Origin of the sequence: Pyxidicoccus caerfyrddinensis (assembly GCF_010894405.1) — a bacterium.
Classification (GTDB): Bacteria; Myxococcota; Myxococcia; order Myxococcales; family Myxococcaceae; genus Myxococcus; species Myxococcus caerfyrddinensis.
The window spans coordinates 65,101-80,019 of sequence record NZ_JAAIYA010000006.1 but is presented as its reverse complement, the minus strand read 5'-3'; the positions used below and the strand labels follow the sequence as shown (position 1 = coordinate 80,019).

11 protein-coding genes are annotated in these 14,919 nt (G+C 71.9%); 3 read left to right on the top strand and 8 right to left on the bottom strand.

Annotated elements, in window-relative coordinates:
- Positions 1-327: 327 nt before the first annotated feature.
- The 3 genes from G4D86_RS15735 to G4D86_RS15725 are packed head-to-tail and all read right to left on the bottom strand — an operon-like array spanning position 328 to position 3,081.
- Entirely contained in the window at positions 328-798 is a 471-nt protein-coding gene (locus G4D86_RS15735) for an NUDIX hydrolase (protein ID WP_163994397.1), read from the bottom strand.
- Positions 795-1,709, bottom strand: coding sequence for a DUF2380 domain-containing protein (locus G4D86_RS15730; RefSeq protein ID WP_163994394.1), 915 nt, complete (start codon positions 1,707-1,709; stop codon positions 795-797). Before G4D86_RS15730 ends, G4D86_RS15735 begins: the two co-directional genes overlap by 4 nt.
- Positions 1,699-3,081, bottom strand: coding sequence for a hypothetical protein (locus G4D86_RS15725; RefSeq protein WP_163994393.1), 1,383 nt, complete (start codon positions 3,079-3,081; stop codon positions 1,699-1,701). The genes G4D86_RS15730 and G4D86_RS15725 overlap by 11 nt, the downstream gene beginning before the upstream one ends.
- A gap of 213 nt (positions 3,082-3,294) precedes the next feature.
- Here G4D86_RS15725 and G4D86_RS15720 point away from each other — a divergent pair, with 213 nt between their 5' ends.
- The 3 genes from G4D86_RS15720 to G4D86_RS15710 all read left to right on the top strand — a co-directional run bounded on the left by G4D86_RS15720 (position 3,295) and on the right by G4D86_RS15710 (position 7,256).
- On the top strand, positions 3,295-4,461 hold the full coding sequence (locus G4D86_RS15720; protein ID WP_163994391.1) for a PQQ-dependent sugar dehydrogenase: 1,167 nt from the start codon (positions 3,295-3,297) through the stop codon (positions 4,459-4,461).
- Between the two features lie 78 nt (positions 4,462-4,539).
- A complete protein-coding gene (locus G4D86_RS15715) occupies positions 4,540-6,126 on the top strand; it encodes a cation:proton antiporter (RefSeq protein WP_240360273.1) in 1,587 nt (528 codons plus the stop codon).
- A complete protein-coding gene (locus tag G4D86_RS15710) occupies positions 6,123-7,256 on the top strand; it encodes an NAD-binding protein (protein WP_163994388.1) in 1,134 nt (377 codons plus the stop codon). The genes G4D86_RS15715 and G4D86_RS15710 overlap by 4 nt, the downstream gene beginning before the upstream one ends.
- 10 nt (positions 7,257-7,266) lie before the next feature.
- Here G4D86_RS15710 and G4D86_RS15705 read toward each other — a convergent pair whose 3' ends face one another.
- From G4D86_RS15705 to G4D86_RS15685, 5 genes are all read right to left on the bottom strand, one after another.
- Positions 7,267-9,045: a cation:proton antiporter gene (locus G4D86_RS15705; RefSeq protein WP_163994385.1), complete on the bottom strand. Its 1,779-nt coding sequence runs from the start codon at positions 9,043-9,045 to the stop codon at positions 7,267-7,269.
- 173 nt (positions 9,046-9,218) lie between these two features.
- Entirely contained in the window at positions 9,219-10,388 is a 1,170-nt protein-coding gene (locus G4D86_RS15700) for a tetratricopeptide repeat protein (protein ID WP_163994382.1), read from the bottom strand.
- An 89-nt stretch (positions 10,389-10,477) separates the two neighbouring features.
- The gene (locus G4D86_RS15695) at positions 10,478-12,196 is read right to left on the bottom strand and encodes an aldehyde dehydrogenase family protein (RefSeq protein ID WP_163994380.1); all 1,719 of its coding nucleotides are present in this window, start codon (positions 12,194-12,196) and stop codon (positions 10,478-10,480) included.
- Positions 12,197-12,277: 81 nt separating this feature from the next.
- Positions 12,278-14,455 carry a M56 family metallopeptidase gene (locus tag G4D86_RS15690; protein ID WP_163994376.1) on the bottom strand — a complete coding sequence of 726 codons (2,178 nt, stop codon included), beginning with the start codon at positions 14,453-14,455 and terminating at the stop codon, positions 12,278-12,280.
- Positions 14,456-14,459: 4 nt separating this feature from the next.
- The gene (locus G4D86_RS15685) at positions 14,460-14,843 is read right to left on the bottom strand and encodes a BlaI/MecI/CopY family transcriptional regulator (RefSeq protein WP_163994373.1); all 384 of its coding nucleotides are present in this window, start codon (positions 14,841-14,843) and stop codon (positions 14,460-14,462) included.
- Positions 14,844-14,919 lie beyond the last annotated feature (76 nt).

Below are 14,919 nucleotides of genomic sequence, written 5' to 3'. Positions count from 1 at the left end.
TGAAATGTGGGTGGTGGTGCTGATCCGTTCGGACAAGGTGCCCACGGCCCCGGCGCGCACCAACGAGGCAGCGGGCGGGCCGGCCTCGGGAGGGTCGCCCGCCTGCCCGCTCCCCGGCCCCCCGGGCTGGAGGGCGGAGGCCGAGGGGTGCCATCGAGCCACCCGATTCAGGGCCAGCGATGCACAGCCGACACGGACCCTTGCCGCGGCAGCTCCTGCGCACTCCGGAAAGGCTTCAGCCCGCGAGCGCTGCTTGAGCCGGTGAACGGTTACCAAGGAGGGCAATGAGCAGCGCCGCTCTTCAGCGAGCGGGGTCGCCGGTGCCGCTCAGGCTTCTTCGTCCGGCAAGAGCGTCCGGAGAATCTCGTCGTCGGGGCCAAGCGGGCGCCAGCCAGCGGGCGGTGGATTGGCGAAGAGCGCATCGCCAACCCGGTCAACGCGCTCCTTGTGAGTATCAGGGGTGTCGGCGTACCAGCAGCCGAGCGCCTTGGCGACCGCGAATCGGGAGTCACGGTCCAGCACGACCGGCCAGCCATTTGGGAGGGTCTCCGACAGCTCACGCACGAGCACGTCGCGCACGAAACGTGTGACCTTCCTGCGCTGCTCTGCCTCTGCATGCAATCCGCCCAACACCTGCACCCCAGCGACGTCGTCCTTGCCAAGCTCCTCGGCGAGCTGGTTCAGCGGGACGGCAGGACGTGCCTCGGCAAATGCGGTGAGCGAGTCGTAACCGCGTTCGCGGACGCGCTCATACAGGCGTGCCTTCCAATCTCCCCGCCAGGAACGTCCATCGGTCATCGCCTCCTCCCTTGAGTGAACTTCATCGGGATGTCGTAGCGCTTCATTCGAGATGCGACGATGTTGAGGATCTCGTTTCGCGTCAACATCTGGCCAGCCCTGCGCTCGGCTTGCTGTAGCGCCTCCATGATCATCCGGTTCCATTCGTTGGGCCACGTGCGTCCCAGGCGCCAGTTGCCGCCTCCGTGAATCGCCTCGTGGTGTGCCCACTCCAGCCGAACGCAGAACTGGTCGATGTCCATGTCGCCCTTGAAGCCGCGCTCCTCGAACCATGTGCGGCGCTCTTTCGGCATGACGTGGTGCTTCGGATGCTCGGACATGCCCGCGCCGGCTTTGCCCGTCACCTTCATGCCGCGCACCTCGGGGCTGTCGCCCAGCGCGTCGCGCAGCCCCTCCGGCAGGTCCCCGTTCGCCTGCGCCATCATCACCTGCCCGCCGTGAATCCGGACGGCGGCGCTGACGGCGGGGATGGAGATGACGCCTGCCTGCGCCAGCCGCCGAATCATCTCCACCCACTCGGCGGAGACGACAAGCTGCGAGCCGGCCATCACTCCGCCTGGGCCCATGACGAGGCCCACGCCGACAGTGGCGGGAGCGGCGGGCGGCAGGCGAGGCAGCGACATCTTCAGCGTCGAAACCAGGGTGAGCATCTCCATCGCCTGCGCCGCCGCCATGAACTTCCCGTTCTGCTCGGTGGCCTTGCGTGCGCCGTCGCGGATGGCACCGAACTCGCGGGTGAGCTGCCCCATCAGCTCGGGCATCGCAGTGGCCGCTTCCTCCACCTGCTCCGCGTCTCCTGAAGCGAACGCCGCCAGGGTGGGCTCCATCCGCCTCTGTACGCGCTCCAGGTCCATGAGGAGCTGCTCGGCGCTGTAGGCGGAGCACTCGCGGAGCACGGCGTTAGCGCGCATCGTCCATCCCCAGGCCCACGGAGGCGAAGGCTCCAGGACGCAGCATCCCTTCCGCTCCAGGGAAGAGGAGCGTGCCTCCCGTGCCCATGGCGTAGAGCTTCCCGCCGAGGAAGCGCCACCGCGCCTCAGCCGCGCCGAGGTAGCGCGCCCCAGACTTCCCCATGACCACGCCCAGTCCCTTCACGGCCAGCTCCAGGTTGCGCCGGAACAGTTGCACCGCGACGCGCCCGTCCACGTCGAGTCGGCCCCAGGTGAAGGCCTCCACTCCCAGCGACAGGCTCAGGTGCTTCTGGAGCCCGCCGTAGCTGACGGCATCCCAACCCACGTCCGCCTCGGCGTAGAGGGAATGGCCGTCCGGGAAGGGGGCGGCCACCCGCGGCATGCCGTCCGCGCCCGAGGCCTGGAAGCGCGCCAGCTCATATTCGGGGCCGAAGACGCCATGCCGGAAGCCGCCGTGCTGGCGCCGTCCCTCCAGCCGCAGCTTCATGTCCAGCGTGGACGTCAGCACGTCGATTCCAGCGCCAACCACCGCGCCCCACGCGCCGCCTTCTCCGGGCCGTCCTCCCCAACCCGCGGACACGAAGGCCTCGTACGTCGGACGCACCAGGAAGACGACCATCGCGTCGAGGTGCGCAAGCGTCAGCGAGGGCGAGCGTCCTCCGGCACGCCCCCAGTCATGCACCGCCGACAGAGCCAGCGTGTAGCAGGCGGGCATGCGCGGCTTTCCGAAGAAGACATGCTCCAGGTCCAGGGAGAGCTCCACGCCCATGAGACGCGCTCCCAGCACATCCGAGGCGAAGGCTTCCGTGTAGAGGGGCCCCAGCGTGCCGAGGAGGAAGCCTCCCGCCGGGTGGTAGTCCGGATTCGTCCGGTTGGAGTAGCGCCGCACGAGATGGCCGGACAGGAGGGTGTAGTTCTCCAGCCCTCCGAACCACACGGCCAGAGGTGCGGTGTCCGAGCCGAACTTCAGACCACGGAAGAGCTGTCCCCAGTCGGAGAGCGTGTCCCAGTCCTCTCGCCGCACGAGGCCCGCGCCCTCTCCACCTCCCCACAGACGCAGCCGCACCGGGGCGCCCACGTTGACGCCGAACTCCTCGCCGCCGTCGATGATGAGCGTGGGCTCGATTTGCACGAACCCTTCGTCACGCCCCACGCCCGCGCGAGGCAGCAACGCCCACGTCGTCGTATCCAGTCGCTTCAGGTAGTGCCACTGGCGCGTCGGGGGCAGCGCGTCTGGCTCGTCCGTCTCCGGCTCCGATGCGGGAGACGTTTCCTCCGGTGACTCGATGGCCGGGGCATCCTCCTCCTGCGTCCAAGCGACGCCCGGCAAGAGCAGCAGCAACGCAGCGGCCCAACTTCGCTTCACGCGCATACACGTCCCCTGTGAATGCCCCAGCCGAGGGACGAAACGACACACGTCTGACGCCCAGCTCGGCGGCGTCGGGCCGGTCCGGTCGTCCTGGCCCGCGCTGGGTGGTCCGCCCGCCCTACCGGCCCCCAGGCTGGAGCGCGGGCTCGTCAGCCGCATGACGCCGGCGTCAAGTGACGCTGGCGCGCCCGCCGCCGGGCTGACATCAATCCCCGCATGCGCGCCCCCCGCCTGCTGCTCTCCTCCCTCGTCGTCCTCGCCTCCTTCGCGTCCGCCTGCCGGAAGAGTCAGGCCCAGGGCACCGCCTCCCCGCAGGACTGCATCCTGGTGGAGGACGGCTGGGGCGCCGACGGCACCGTGCCCTTCGACGTGGAGGTGGTGGCGGAGGGACTGGAGGTGCCCTGGGGCATCGCCTGGCTGCCCGGCGGCGACGCGCTCGTCACCGAGCGCCCCGGCCGCGTGCGCCTGCTCAAGGCCGGCGCCCTCCAGCCGAATCCCGTGGCCACCCTCCGCACGACGAGCACCGCCGAGGGCGGCCTGCTCGGCATCGCCGCGCACCCGGACTTCGCCACGAACCGGCAGTTCTACGTGTACGTCACCACCGACGCGAGCGGCCGCGATGAGAACCGCGTGGAGCGGTGGACGCTGTCCGAGGACCACGCCACGGCCACCTTCGACCGGGTCATCCTCGGCGGCATCTCCTCCGCCACGTACCATGACGGCGGTCGCATCCACTTCGGCCCGGACGGCATGCTCTACGTGGGCACGGGCGACTCGCGAGAGCCGGACCGCTCGCAGGACGTGAATGACCCCGCCGGCAAGCTGCTGCGCCTGACGCCCGAGGGACAGGTGCCACAGGACAACCCGTTCCCCAACTCCCCCGCGTTCCTCACCGGCATCCGCAACCTCCAAGGCTGGGCCTGGAAGGACGCGACGACGCTCTACCTCACCGACCACGGACCCAGCGGTGAGACGATGCGCCGGGGCCATGACGAGGTGAGCCTCGCGCGGCGCGGGGACAACCTGGGCTGGCCCGGCATCTACGCGTGCGAGACGCGCCAGGGGCAGGTGACGCCGTCGCTCACCTTCGAGGACGCCATGCCCCCGGGCGGCGCCGCGCTCTACACCGGCACCGCGATTGCCGAGTGGAAGGGCTCGCTGCTCATCGGCACGCTGGGCTCCAAGCACCTGCACCGCGTGGAGTTCGCCCAGGACAACCCCGCCCGCGTGGCTCGCCACGAGGTGTACCTGCGCGACACCTACGGCCGGCTGCGCGAGGTCAACATGGGTCCGGACGGCCATCTGTACGTCACCACCAGCAACTGCGACGGACGCGGCGACTGTGGCCCGCGCAAGGACCTCATCCTCCGCCTGAAGCGCTGAAGGTTTCCGTCAGGACAGCACGCGGGTTCCTCCACATCCCCCCGTGCGCTGGCGCGCCGGTTCTGGAAGACTCCGGCCGTGCACGTCGAGATGCCCCTGGTCATCGGGTTGATGGTGGCGGCGATTGTCCTGGCCGTCGCGGCCAAGCGCGCGCGCTTGCCGTACAACGTCGCGCTGGTGGTGGGAGGGCTCGTCATCTCCGTGGGCCACCTGCTGCCCGGCGTCCCACCTCTCAACCCGGAGGTGGTGTTCCTCGTCTGCCTGCCGGCGCTGCTATTTGAAGGCGGCATCACCGCGGACCTGTCCGGCATCCGCGCCAACGCACTGCCCATCTTCCTCTTGTCCACGCTGGGCATGGTGCTGGCCATTGGCGCCACGGGCACCGCGCTCCACTTCACCGTGGGCCTGCCGGTGTGGCCGGCGCTGCTGCTGGGCGCGCTGCTGTCCGTCACCGACACCGTCTCCATCCTCTACGCCTTCCGCCGCGCCCCGGTGCCGCCGCGTCTGGCCGGCATCATGCAGGGTGAGAGCCTCTTCAACGACGGCACCGCGCTGGTGGTCTACGCGGCCATCGCCAGCGTGGTGGCCGGGGAGGCGGCGCCGTCCATCGCCACCATGAGCGCGCGGGTGCTGCTCGCTTCGGTGGGCGGGGGCGTGGTCGGGCTGGCGCTGGGCCTGCTGGGCGGCTTCGTCATCCGCCGCATCGAGGACCCGCTGGCGGAAATCATGGTGACGACGGCGGTGGCGCTCGCCTCGTTCGTGGTGGCCGAGCAGCTCCACCTGTCCGGCGCCATCTCCGCCGTCGTCGCGGGCCTCGCGGTGGGCGTCACCCTGCGGCGCGAGGTGGCCCCGCAGAGCCAGGTGGCCATCCACACCTTCTGGGAGTACGCCACCTTCGGGGTGAACACCTTCCTCTTCCTGGCGGTGGGGCTCACCACGAAGCCGGAGACGCTGAGCGGCTACGTGCCGGAGACGCTGCTGGCGGTGGCCTGCGTCTTCGCCGGGCGCGCGGTGGGCGCCTACATCCCCTTCCTGCTCTTGCGCTGGCTGCGCCCCGCCGAGGCGCTCCCCTTGCGCTGGCAGCACGTGTTCATCGCCGGCAACATCAAGGGCGCGCTGTCCATCGGCCTCGCGCTGGGCCTCCCGGAGGCCACGCCCGCGCGCGAGAAGCTGGTGGCCATCGCCTTCGGCGTCACGCTGGTGTCGCTGGTGGGCCAGGGGCTGATGCTCAGCCAGGTGCTCAAGTGGCTGGGCCTCTTCCACCAGGACGAGGTGGCCCTGTCCATGGCGGAGCAGCGCGGGCGCCTCATCGCCAGCCGCGCGGCGCACCAGGAGCTGGAGGTGCTGCACGAGCAGGGGCTGGTGCCCCGCGCCGCGTATGACCACCTGCGCAGCGAGTACCAGGTCAACATCGCCCGCGCCGAGCGCGAGCTGCGGCGCCTCAACGAGCAGCACCTCGCGCAGGGCGCCAGGGACCTCATCTCCATGCGGCGGCGGCTCATCGACGCGGAGCGCACCGCGCTGCAGGGGGCGCGGCGCAACGGCCTCATCCCCGAGGCCACGGCCGAGCACATGCTGGCGCAGCTGGATGAGCGGACGCTCTCGCTGGAGAAGGTGCTGCACGGCGACACAGGGGACGCGGGCCACGGGAGGAAGGCGTCGTGAAAATCGTCATCGCGGGTGGAGGCCGGGTGGGCAGCGTGCTGGCAGCGCGGCTGGTGGCCGAGCAGCACACCGTCACCGTCATCGAGCGGGACGCCACCGTCTGCCACCGCATCTTCGAGGAGGTGGGCGCGGTGACGGTGTGCGGGGACGCCACCAACCCGCGGGTGCTGGAGGCGGCGGGCATCGGCACGGCGGACGTGGCGGCGGGGGTGCTGGCGCGCGACTCGGAGAACCTGGCCTTCGCCATGCTGGTGCGCAGCACGTCCGGGGCGCGCCTCATGGTGCGCATGCTGGACACGAGCTACCGCGAGGCCTACCGGCTGGCGGGCGTGAAGGAATTGGTGGCGGAGGCGGAGGTGGTGGTGGCGAAGATGACCACGGCCATCGACTTCCCGCAGGTGGCGGGCACGCTGCCCCTGGGAGACGGGGACACGCTGCTGTTCGAGCTGGCCCTCCCGATGCGCGCGCGGGTGGCGGGGCAGACGGTGGCGCAGGTGCGCGCCACGTCGGGCTTCCCGCGCGAGTGCGTCTTCATTGGCGTGGTGGACCCGCAGGGCCACGCGACGCTGCCGGAGGGGAGCACGATGCTGCGCGCGGGGCACACCGTCATCATGGTGTCCCGGCGCTCGCAGCTCGGGGCGGCGGTGGACTTCCTCAGCGCCGAGCCGCCGCTGGGCGCGGGGGTGGGCTCGGTGCTGGCGGCCACGCTGCGCAAGGTGGACTTCCTCGCACCGCTGCGGGACGAGGAACTGGAGGCGGTGGCGCGCGGCGCGGAGCACCTGCACCACCCCGGAGGCACGGAGCTGTTCCGCCAGGGTGACCCGGGGGAGACGTTCTTCGTGGTGCTGTCGGGCGAGGTGCAGCTGAAGGACTCGGCGGCGCAGGTGGTGGCCACGGTGAAGCCGGGCGGCTTCTTCGGCGAGCTGGCGCTCTTGACGGGCGAGCCGCGCACGGCGACGGCGGTGACGGCCGCCGCGTGCGAGCTGGCGGCGGTGGGCCGCGAGGACTTCCGCAGCGTGGTGATGGCGAACCCGGCCGTGGCGCTGGAGATGAGCCGCATCCTCGGCGAGCGCCTGTCCCGCGCGCAGGGCGGAAAGCCGCAGAAGAAGCGGGGGTTGTTCGGGCGGTAGCGGCCTTGCTTCAGTGCCGGTACTCCGTCCGCTCCGGCAGGCCCTTCGGCGGCGGAGGCAGCGTGGGAGGAGGTGGCCCGTTCGACTCCGGGCCGTGCGGATGGTCCTTCCGCAGCGTCTCCAGGAGCCGCACCACCACCTCCTCCGGCAGGTCCGTGGACTTCAGCACGCGCGACACCGCCTCCAGCGCCGTTTCCAATTCTCCCGCGAGCACCTCGCTGGCCCCGCGCTCGCGAAGGTCCGCGATGTCTCCCAGCCGCTGCACCCGCACCAGGATGGGCACGCTCGCGTGCAGCCGCCGCGCGGTGGACACCGCCCTCGCCGCGCCCACCGGGTCGTCCAGCAGCAGCACCAGCGCCCTGGCCCGGTGGATGCCCGCCCGCTCCAGAATCTCCGCGCTGGTGATGTCGCCGTAGTACAGCGACTCGCCCCGCCGCCGCGCCTCGGTGACCACCTCCGGGTCCAGGTCGATGCACACGTGCGGCACCTGGCTCTCCCGCAGCGCCCGCGTCACCAGCTTCCCCGCCGTGCCCAGCCCGCCGATGATGTAGTGGTTGCTCAGCGCCTCGCTGTGCGACTGCTCCAGGTGGTGCGGCCCGTGCGCGCCGATGAGCGCCTCCAGGCGCTTGAGGTGCGCCGCCCCCGCAGCCAGCCTCGGCCCGAAGTGCAGCGCCACCGGCGTCACCGCCATCGTCAGCACGCTCATGGTGATGAACAGCCGCTGCTCGTCCGCGCTCAGCAGCCCCGCCGCCGCCCCCTCGTGCGCGAGCACGAAGGAGAACTCGCCAATCTGCGCCAGGCCCAGCCCCGCCAGCACCGCGACCCATGGCGGGAAGCGCATCACCATGGCGCTCACCGCGCCCACCAGCGCCTTCAGCACCAGCACGCCGAGCACCAGCGCGGCCACCAGCAGCGGCCGCTCCATCAGCACCCGCACGTCCAGCAGCATGCCCACGGAGATGAAGAAGAAGCTGGAGAGCGTCTCGCGCAGCGGCAGCACGTCCGCCAGCGCCTGGTGCCCGTAGTCCCCATCCGCCAGGGCGATGCCCGCGAGGAAGGCGCCCAGCGCCAGCGACAGTCCCGCCAGCGCGGACACCCAGGCGATGCCCACGCACAACCCCAGCACGGCGAGGATGAACACCTCGCGCCGTCGCGTGGCCGCCACGTCCTTGAGGAAGCGGGGCACCACCGTGCGCCCCAGCACCGCCGTCGCCACCACCAGCAGCGTCGCCTTGACGAGCACCGCGAGGAGCGCCCCCGCCCCGCCCCGCTGACCGGCCAGCAGCGGAATCGCGAGCATCATCGGCACCACGCACAGGTCCTGGAAGATGAGCGCGCCGATGATGAGCCGCCCGTGCGGCGCGTCCACCTCGTGCCGCTCCGTCAGCGCGCGCAGGACGATGGCCGTGCTGGACAGCGCCACCAGGAAGCCGAAGAAGAGGCCCCGGGCCGGCGGGACGCCCAGCGCCAGCGCGCCGGCCAGCACGCCCAGCGCGGTGAGCCCCACCTGGAGCCCGCCGCCCAGCAGCAGCACCCGCCACAGCCGCCGCAGCCTCGCCAGGGAGAACTCCAGGCCGATGCTGAACAGCAGCAGCACCACGCCAATCTCCGCGAGCACGGTGATGCGGGCCGCGTCGCGCACCAGCCCCAGCCCACCCGGGCCGATGAGCGCCCCCGCCGCGATGAGGCCGGCGATGGTGGGCAGCCGCACATGGCTCAGCACGAGCACCACCGCCACGGCGACGCCGAGCACCACCACCAGTTCCTGGAGGACCGCCGGGACTTCCATGGCGGAGGGCCTCCCCATGCCCCGGGCGAGAGGACACGCGCGTCCGTCACAAACTCCGCGCCGAGGCTCCCCCCTTCATGGGGTAACACGCCACGAGGGTGCACCTCGCCCCGACACCGGCAGCCCTCGGCTCGGGGGCCGGGCCGTCCGCAGGGCACGGAGCACCGCTGGCCTCAGCCGCCGAGCTGCTTCAAGAGCCGCTCCGCCTGCTCACGCACGGGGCCGTCACCCTGGGCGAGCGCCTGCCGCGCGTGGCGGACGCATGCCGCCTTGTCGGTGGGGAACCAGGACACCGCCAGGTTGAGGTGCGTCACCGCGTCCTGGGGGTGCGCGGCCAGCACGGGCTCCAGCACCGGCCGGACGCGCTCGTGCGCCTCGTCCTGCAGGAGCAGCAGCGCCAGGTCATTGGCGGGCCCGGGCTCCGTGGGCACCAGCGCCACCGCCTCCTCCAGCCGCTTCCGGGCGAGCCCCCGCTCCATCAGCGCGAGGTGCACCTGGGCCAGCGCCTGCAGCGCCTGCCAGCTCCGAGGAGCCATGCGCAGCGCCTCCTCGAAGAGGCCCTGCGCCTCGCGGAAGACCCCGGCGCTCATCACCGCCAGCCCGTGCAGATAGACGTAGTTGTGATTGGCGGGCACCAGCTGCCGCAACTCCATCACCGTGCGCTTCGCGGCCTCCGGGTTGCCCGCCGTCAGGTACAGCCGGAAGAGGTCCTCCAGCACCGAGCGACGCATGCCCCCCTGGGCGCTCTCCAGCGCGTGGGTGCCCGCTTGAATGGCCAGCCCCAGGGCCCCGCGGGCGGCGTGCGCGCGCGACAGCATCAGCAGCGGCATGGGCTCGGCAGGGGCGAACTCCGAGGCCTTCTGGAAGTGCGCCGCCGCGCCGTCCACGCTGCCCTGCTGGAGGTGGATGCGGCCCAGCTCGAAGTGCACGTGCGCGCTGCCGGGCGCGACGTCCAGCGCGGACTCGTAGGCCGCGCGCGCCCCGGCCAGGTCGCCGCGGTCCAGCAGGAGCCCGCCCAGGTTGAAGCGCTCGAAGTAGCCGGCGGTGGGGGCCGCGGCCAGCGTCTTGAGGGCCTCCAGCGCCTCGGCGTCACCGGCCTGCGCGCGCAGCATGGCCAGGTGGGCCTGCGCCTCCGCGTGGTCCGGCTTCACCTTCAGGAGCCGCAGCGTGGCGGCCTCCGCGTCGCCCGCCGCGCCGGTGCTCAGGTGCGTGCGGACAAGCCCCAGAAGACAGTCCACGTCATCCGGGTCGAGGGAGAGCCCCTTCTGGAAGCTCTTCACCGCTTCCTCGGGGCGCCCCTGCTGAAGGAACTGCCCGCCTTCCCGTGCGTGCATTGATGCCATGCGCCCGGGTTTACCATGGGGCGCCGCGTCCACGCAGTCCGAGGCCCGGCCGGCCGCCCGGGCCCCCAGGGGGCACCTGCGCCCCGGGCCTACCGCCGCAGGGCCGCCGTGGCGATGCCCGGCACCTTCAGCCAGGACGGCCCCAGCTCGAACTCCACCAGCTTGCGCGCCAGGTCCCGCATGCCCCGGTGCCCCGGCACCCACGGCGGCGCCGGCAGGTTCGTCAGCGGCGCGCGGATGACGGCCTTCTCGATGTCCTCGAGCATGAACGTGTTGTGCACCCACCCCAGGCCGCTCTGGATGTCCTGCGCGGACGAGGACGGGTGGCCGCCCCACGGCAGCGAGACGAGCGCGTAGCCCGCGGCGGGCCACGTATTCACCGCCACCGTGCCGTAGCGCAGCTCGCGGATGGCGCGCTCCACGGCGGCGTGGACGGCCGGGTCCTTGAGCGACTTCGGGTGGACGATGAGCGTGGCGTTGAGGGTGCCCCACACCTTCTCGTTGAGAAAGGGCACCACCCTGTCCAGGAAGGCCACCGGGTCATCCGAGCCGGGCAGGCCCGTCTCCGACAGCACCGTGCACCAGGGCTCCTGACGGAAGACGCGGTCCTGCGCCTCGGACGGGTCCACGTCCGGAAGCAGCGCGTAGGGCAGCTCGCCCGAATTCGCGTTGCCCACCAGGCGCAGGCGCGCGCGGCCGTCGGTGAATTGCTTCCAGCGCTGCTCGGCGCCCGGGTAGTACGCGCGGCGCACGGCGGCCTTGCCCAGGCCGGCCTGCACCCCGTCCATGACCTGCGAGCGGCGCGCCCACTCCTTCGGCTGCACCAGCAGCTTGGCGGAGTTGCAGTTGAAGGACGCGTTGTTGGCCACCATGCCGGCGATGTTGTCCGTCTGGTAGCGCAGCTCGCCTTCCGAGTACGGCCCGGGCACCACCACCACGGGGGAGATGTTGCCCAGCTCGCTGGAGAAGGGCTTCGTCATCAGCGGCGCGTTGCGGGCGCGGCGCGCTTCCGACTCGGGGCCGGGCGGGCCCCACACCAGCGCGTCGTGCGTCCTGTCGCTGCCGGTGACGTGGACCTCGTCCACCGCCGGGTGGTTCACCAGCGCGGAGCCCTCCTCCGTGCCGCCGTAGACGACGGCGAAGACGTTGTGCTTCGCCAGCGGGGCGAAGGCCTGCTCGAGGAAGGGCCCGAGGTAGGCATTGACGGGGTTCATCTTGAGCACGCACGCGGTGCCCTCGACGAAGAGCTTGTAGAGGCAGTCCGCGGGCGGAATCGAGTTGACGTTGCCGCCGCCCAGCACCGCGCAGACCTTCCCGCCGTGGGGCTTGCGGTAGAACGAGGCCTGGTGCTCGCGGAGGTTGGACGCGGTGACGCCGGGGAGGAAGTAGACCTCGCCCACGTTGCGCGGAAGGAGCATCCCGTCCAGCGCGTCCTTCGGGTAGATGCGCGCCGCCAGCCGTCCGTCTTCCAGCGTGCGCAGGTGGGAGGCGGGGATGTACGGCGCGCCGTGCTTCTCGATGTCCTTCAGCGCGTCCACCAGCAGGCGCATGTTGCGCAGCACCACCAGCGGACCGCCCAGCCACTCCTCGCCGGCCAGCGGGCTGTCCGGGTCGATGCCCTTGGCCTCGCAGGCGGCGCGGACGCTCGGCTCGGCGACGGTGGCGAAGGCGCGGCGCAGGGTTTCCAGCAGCGCGATTCGCTCGCGCAGGCCCAGCTTCACCCAGGCGCGCGAGCCCTCCTTCACACGCTGCACCACCGAGTCGAGCGTGCTGCTGGGAGTGGCCTGGGGAACGGCGGCGAGGCTCATCGGGACCTCCGGGGGGCGAGGAACTCCTCAAGTTAGAGGAGCGATGCCCCCGGCGTCACGGGCCCGCGCCGCGAAGCGTCCTCAGGTGGGCAGCGGCTGCCCGAGCCCCTTGCGGAGCGCCTCGTCGATGAGGACGCGCACCTTCTTCTCGGCCTCGTTCGACTGCGCCTCCTGCTGCTCGCCGAGCTTCTCCTGCTCGCGGCCCAGCGCCTCCTGCTCCTCGCCAAGCTTCTCCTGCTCGCGGCCCAGCGCCTCCTGCTGCTCCCCGAGGGCCTCCTGCTGCTTCTCCAGGACCTTCATCTCCTGCTCCAGCGCCTGCTCCTGCTTGCGCAGCTCCGCCTGGCGGCGGTCGCGCTCGGCCTCGGGGAGGCGCTCCAGGCGCATCTCCTCCAGGTTGAGCCCGGCCTGCTTGTGCGCCAGCTCGGCCTGCTTGATGCCCAGCTCGCCCTGCTTCATTCCCAGCTCACCCTGCTTCTGCCCGAGCTCGCCCTGCTTCCCGCCCAGCTCGCCCTGCTTCCCACCCAGGTCTCCCTGGGCCTTGCCCAGCTCGCGCGTGGGCTCGAGCGCCGTGCGCACGGCCTTCAGCGTGGCCGGGTCGCGGATGATGAACGCCTCGCCCTTGCGGCGCACGTAGAGCAGCTCCTTGCCCGGCTGCTTGAACATGCCGGCGAGGTTCAGGTCCACGGAGCTGCCGTTCATCATCGCCATGTTGTCCGCCAGCAGCACGTAGCTGCTGTCGTCGTCGTCATCATCGCGGCCCCGAGGAGGCGCGGGCGGGACGGGAGGCACGGGGGCCACCGCGGCCACGCGCGGGACGGGCGGAACCGGAGGCACGCCGGCCACGCGAGGTGCGGGCGGCGCAGGGGGCACGCCGGCCACGCGAGGTGCGGGAGGCGCCGGGGGCACGGGCACCTTGGCTCCCTTTGACGAGGCGTTGGACTCCGACGCGGCGGAGGCCGGAGCGGCGGGCTTCGCCTGCGCTGCACCCGCGGGCGTCCCGGCCTTCGCGGCGGGCTCCTGCGCGACGACCTGGAAGGGCACCAGGGCCGCGAGGCCGAGGGCGGAGAGCGCCACCTTCAACAGGCGCCGGGAACGGGCGGGGACTGCATCGACGTGCTCCAACATGCTCAACCTCCTGTGCAATGCGTGAATGTGGGCCGACGCGCCCATGGCGGCGGCGGTACCGGCGCCTCGGGCGACACCGAAGGCAATCAGCAGCTCGCCGTAGTCGGCGGGCTCCGCGCCGGTGAGCCGGAGGGCCTCGGCGTCACACGCCTCCTCCCGCGCCAGCGAGTACTCCCGCGCGGCACGGCGCGCGAGGGGATGGAAGAAGAGGAGCGCCTCCGCGAGCGCCGGCACCCAGCCGAGCCACAGGTCTCCCCGCCGCAGGTGCGCCAGCTCGTGCGCGAGCGCCATGCGCAGCGCCTCCACCGGCAGCCGCCGCACCGCCTTCGCCGGCAGCACCACCACCGGGTCCAACAGCCCCGTGGCCAACGGGCTCACCACCGACTCCGACACCAGCAGCCTCGGCGTCCGCCACAGCTTCGCGGTGGCGGAGAGCTCGCGCACCTCCGACTCCAGCACCGGGTGCACCAGCGGGCGGGCGCTCCGGCGAAGACGCCGCATGCTGGCCCAGCCCCTCACGTGGCTCCGGAGCTGCCACACCACGCCCGCCACCCACGCCGCCAGGAGCACCCACGCCAGCACCCGGCTCCAGGGCACCGACTGCATGCTGTTGCTGAAGGAGCGCGCGGCGGGAACGGAGACGGTGTTGCCCGGCGACTCCATGCGCTCGTCCGTCACGATGCTGACGACGGGCAGACCCGCCGGACGCGACGACGGGCTCGCGGCTCGCGGCGCGGAGCTCACGACAGGGACAGCTCCCCGCGCGCCCTGCCCCCCCGTCACCGCGCCAGCCGCCTCTTCGCGCCCGGCCGTCACCACTCCACTCGCCAACGCGGGCAGCGCACCCTCCGCGCGCACCGGGGACGGCATCGCCTCCACACCCGGCACCAGCGTGGCGAGCGACGCGGGCAGCACCGGCAGCGGCACGGGCCGCAGCCAGCCCAGCGACACCACGAACTTCAACGCCACCAGCCACCACAGCCCGGCGCGCAGCGAGGCCGGCATCTTCGACCAGGACCTCGTCAGCGCCCACACCAGCGCGGCACACAGCGCGCCCTGCCACGAGGCCCGCCACAGCCCCGCGGGCCACGCGGACGCCCACTCCCCGACGTGAGACAGCCAGCCCGTATCCATGTGGCTACTCCTTCCGCTTCTTCGAGCGCAGCCGCGCCACCACGTCCTGGAGCTGCGCCAGCTCCTCGTCGGTGACGTCATCGGCCTCGGACAGGTAGGCGGCGAACGGCGACAGGGAGCCGGACAGCTGCCGCTGCACGAAGTCCCCCACCACGTCCCGCAGCAGCTCCGTCGCCGGCACCGGCGAGGCGTACTGGAACACGCCCTCCACCTTGTGCCGCGTCAGGTACCCCTTCAGCCGCAGCCGCTCCATCACCGTGAGGATGGTGGAGCGCGCCAGCCCCTGCGGCTCGCCGAAGCGCTCGGCCACCTCGCCCACGGTGGCCGGGCCGTGCTCCGCCACGTACCGCAGCACCGTCAGCTCCTGGTCTCCCACCGGCTTCTTCATGCGACCTTCCCGTGACGACAACTGTAGTCACGAAGCAAGGTACGCGTGACTACAGTCGTAGTCAAGTCGACTTCTG

Excerpts from the sequence above, each read along its gene's own strand:
- G4D86_RS15695 (WP_163994380.1), bottom strand. The coding sequence starts at position 12,196 with ATGAGCCTCGCCGCCGTTCCCCAGGCCACTCCCAGCAGCACGCTCGAC.
- G4D86_RS15685 (WP_163994373.1), bottom strand. The coding sequence starts at position 14,843 with ATGAAGAAGCCGGTGGGAGACCAGGAGCTGACGGTGCTGCGGTACGTG.
- G4D86_RS15700 (WP_163994382.1), bottom strand. The coding sequence starts at position 10,388 with ATGGCATCAATGCACGCACGGGAAGGCGGGCAGTTCCTTCAGCAGGGG.
- G4D86_RS15705 (WP_163994385.1), bottom strand. The coding sequence starts at position 9,045 with ATGGAAGTCCCGGCGGTCCTCCAGGAACTGGTGGTGGTGCTCGGCGTC.
- G4D86_RS15735 (WP_163994397.1), bottom strand. The coding sequence starts at position 798 with ATGACCGATGGACGTTCCTGGCGGGGAGATTGGAAGGCACGCCTGTAT.
- G4D86_RS15690 (WP_163994376.1), bottom strand. The coding sequence starts at position 14,455 with ATGGATACGGGCTGGCTGTCTCACGTCGGGGAGTGGGCGTCCGCGTGG.
- G4D86_RS15730 (WP_163994394.1), bottom strand. The coding sequence starts at position 1,709 with ATGCGCGCTAACGCCGTGCTCCGCGAGTGCTCCGCCTACAGCGCCGAG.
- G4D86_RS15725 (WP_163994393.1), bottom strand. The coding sequence starts at position 3,081 with ATGCGCGTGAAGCGAAGTTGGGCCGCTGCGTTGCTGCTGCTCTTGCCG.
- G4D86_RS15720 (WP_163994391.1), top strand. The coding sequence starts at position 3,295 with ATGCGCGCCCCCCGCCTGCTGCTCTCCTCCCTCGTCGTCCTCGCCTCC.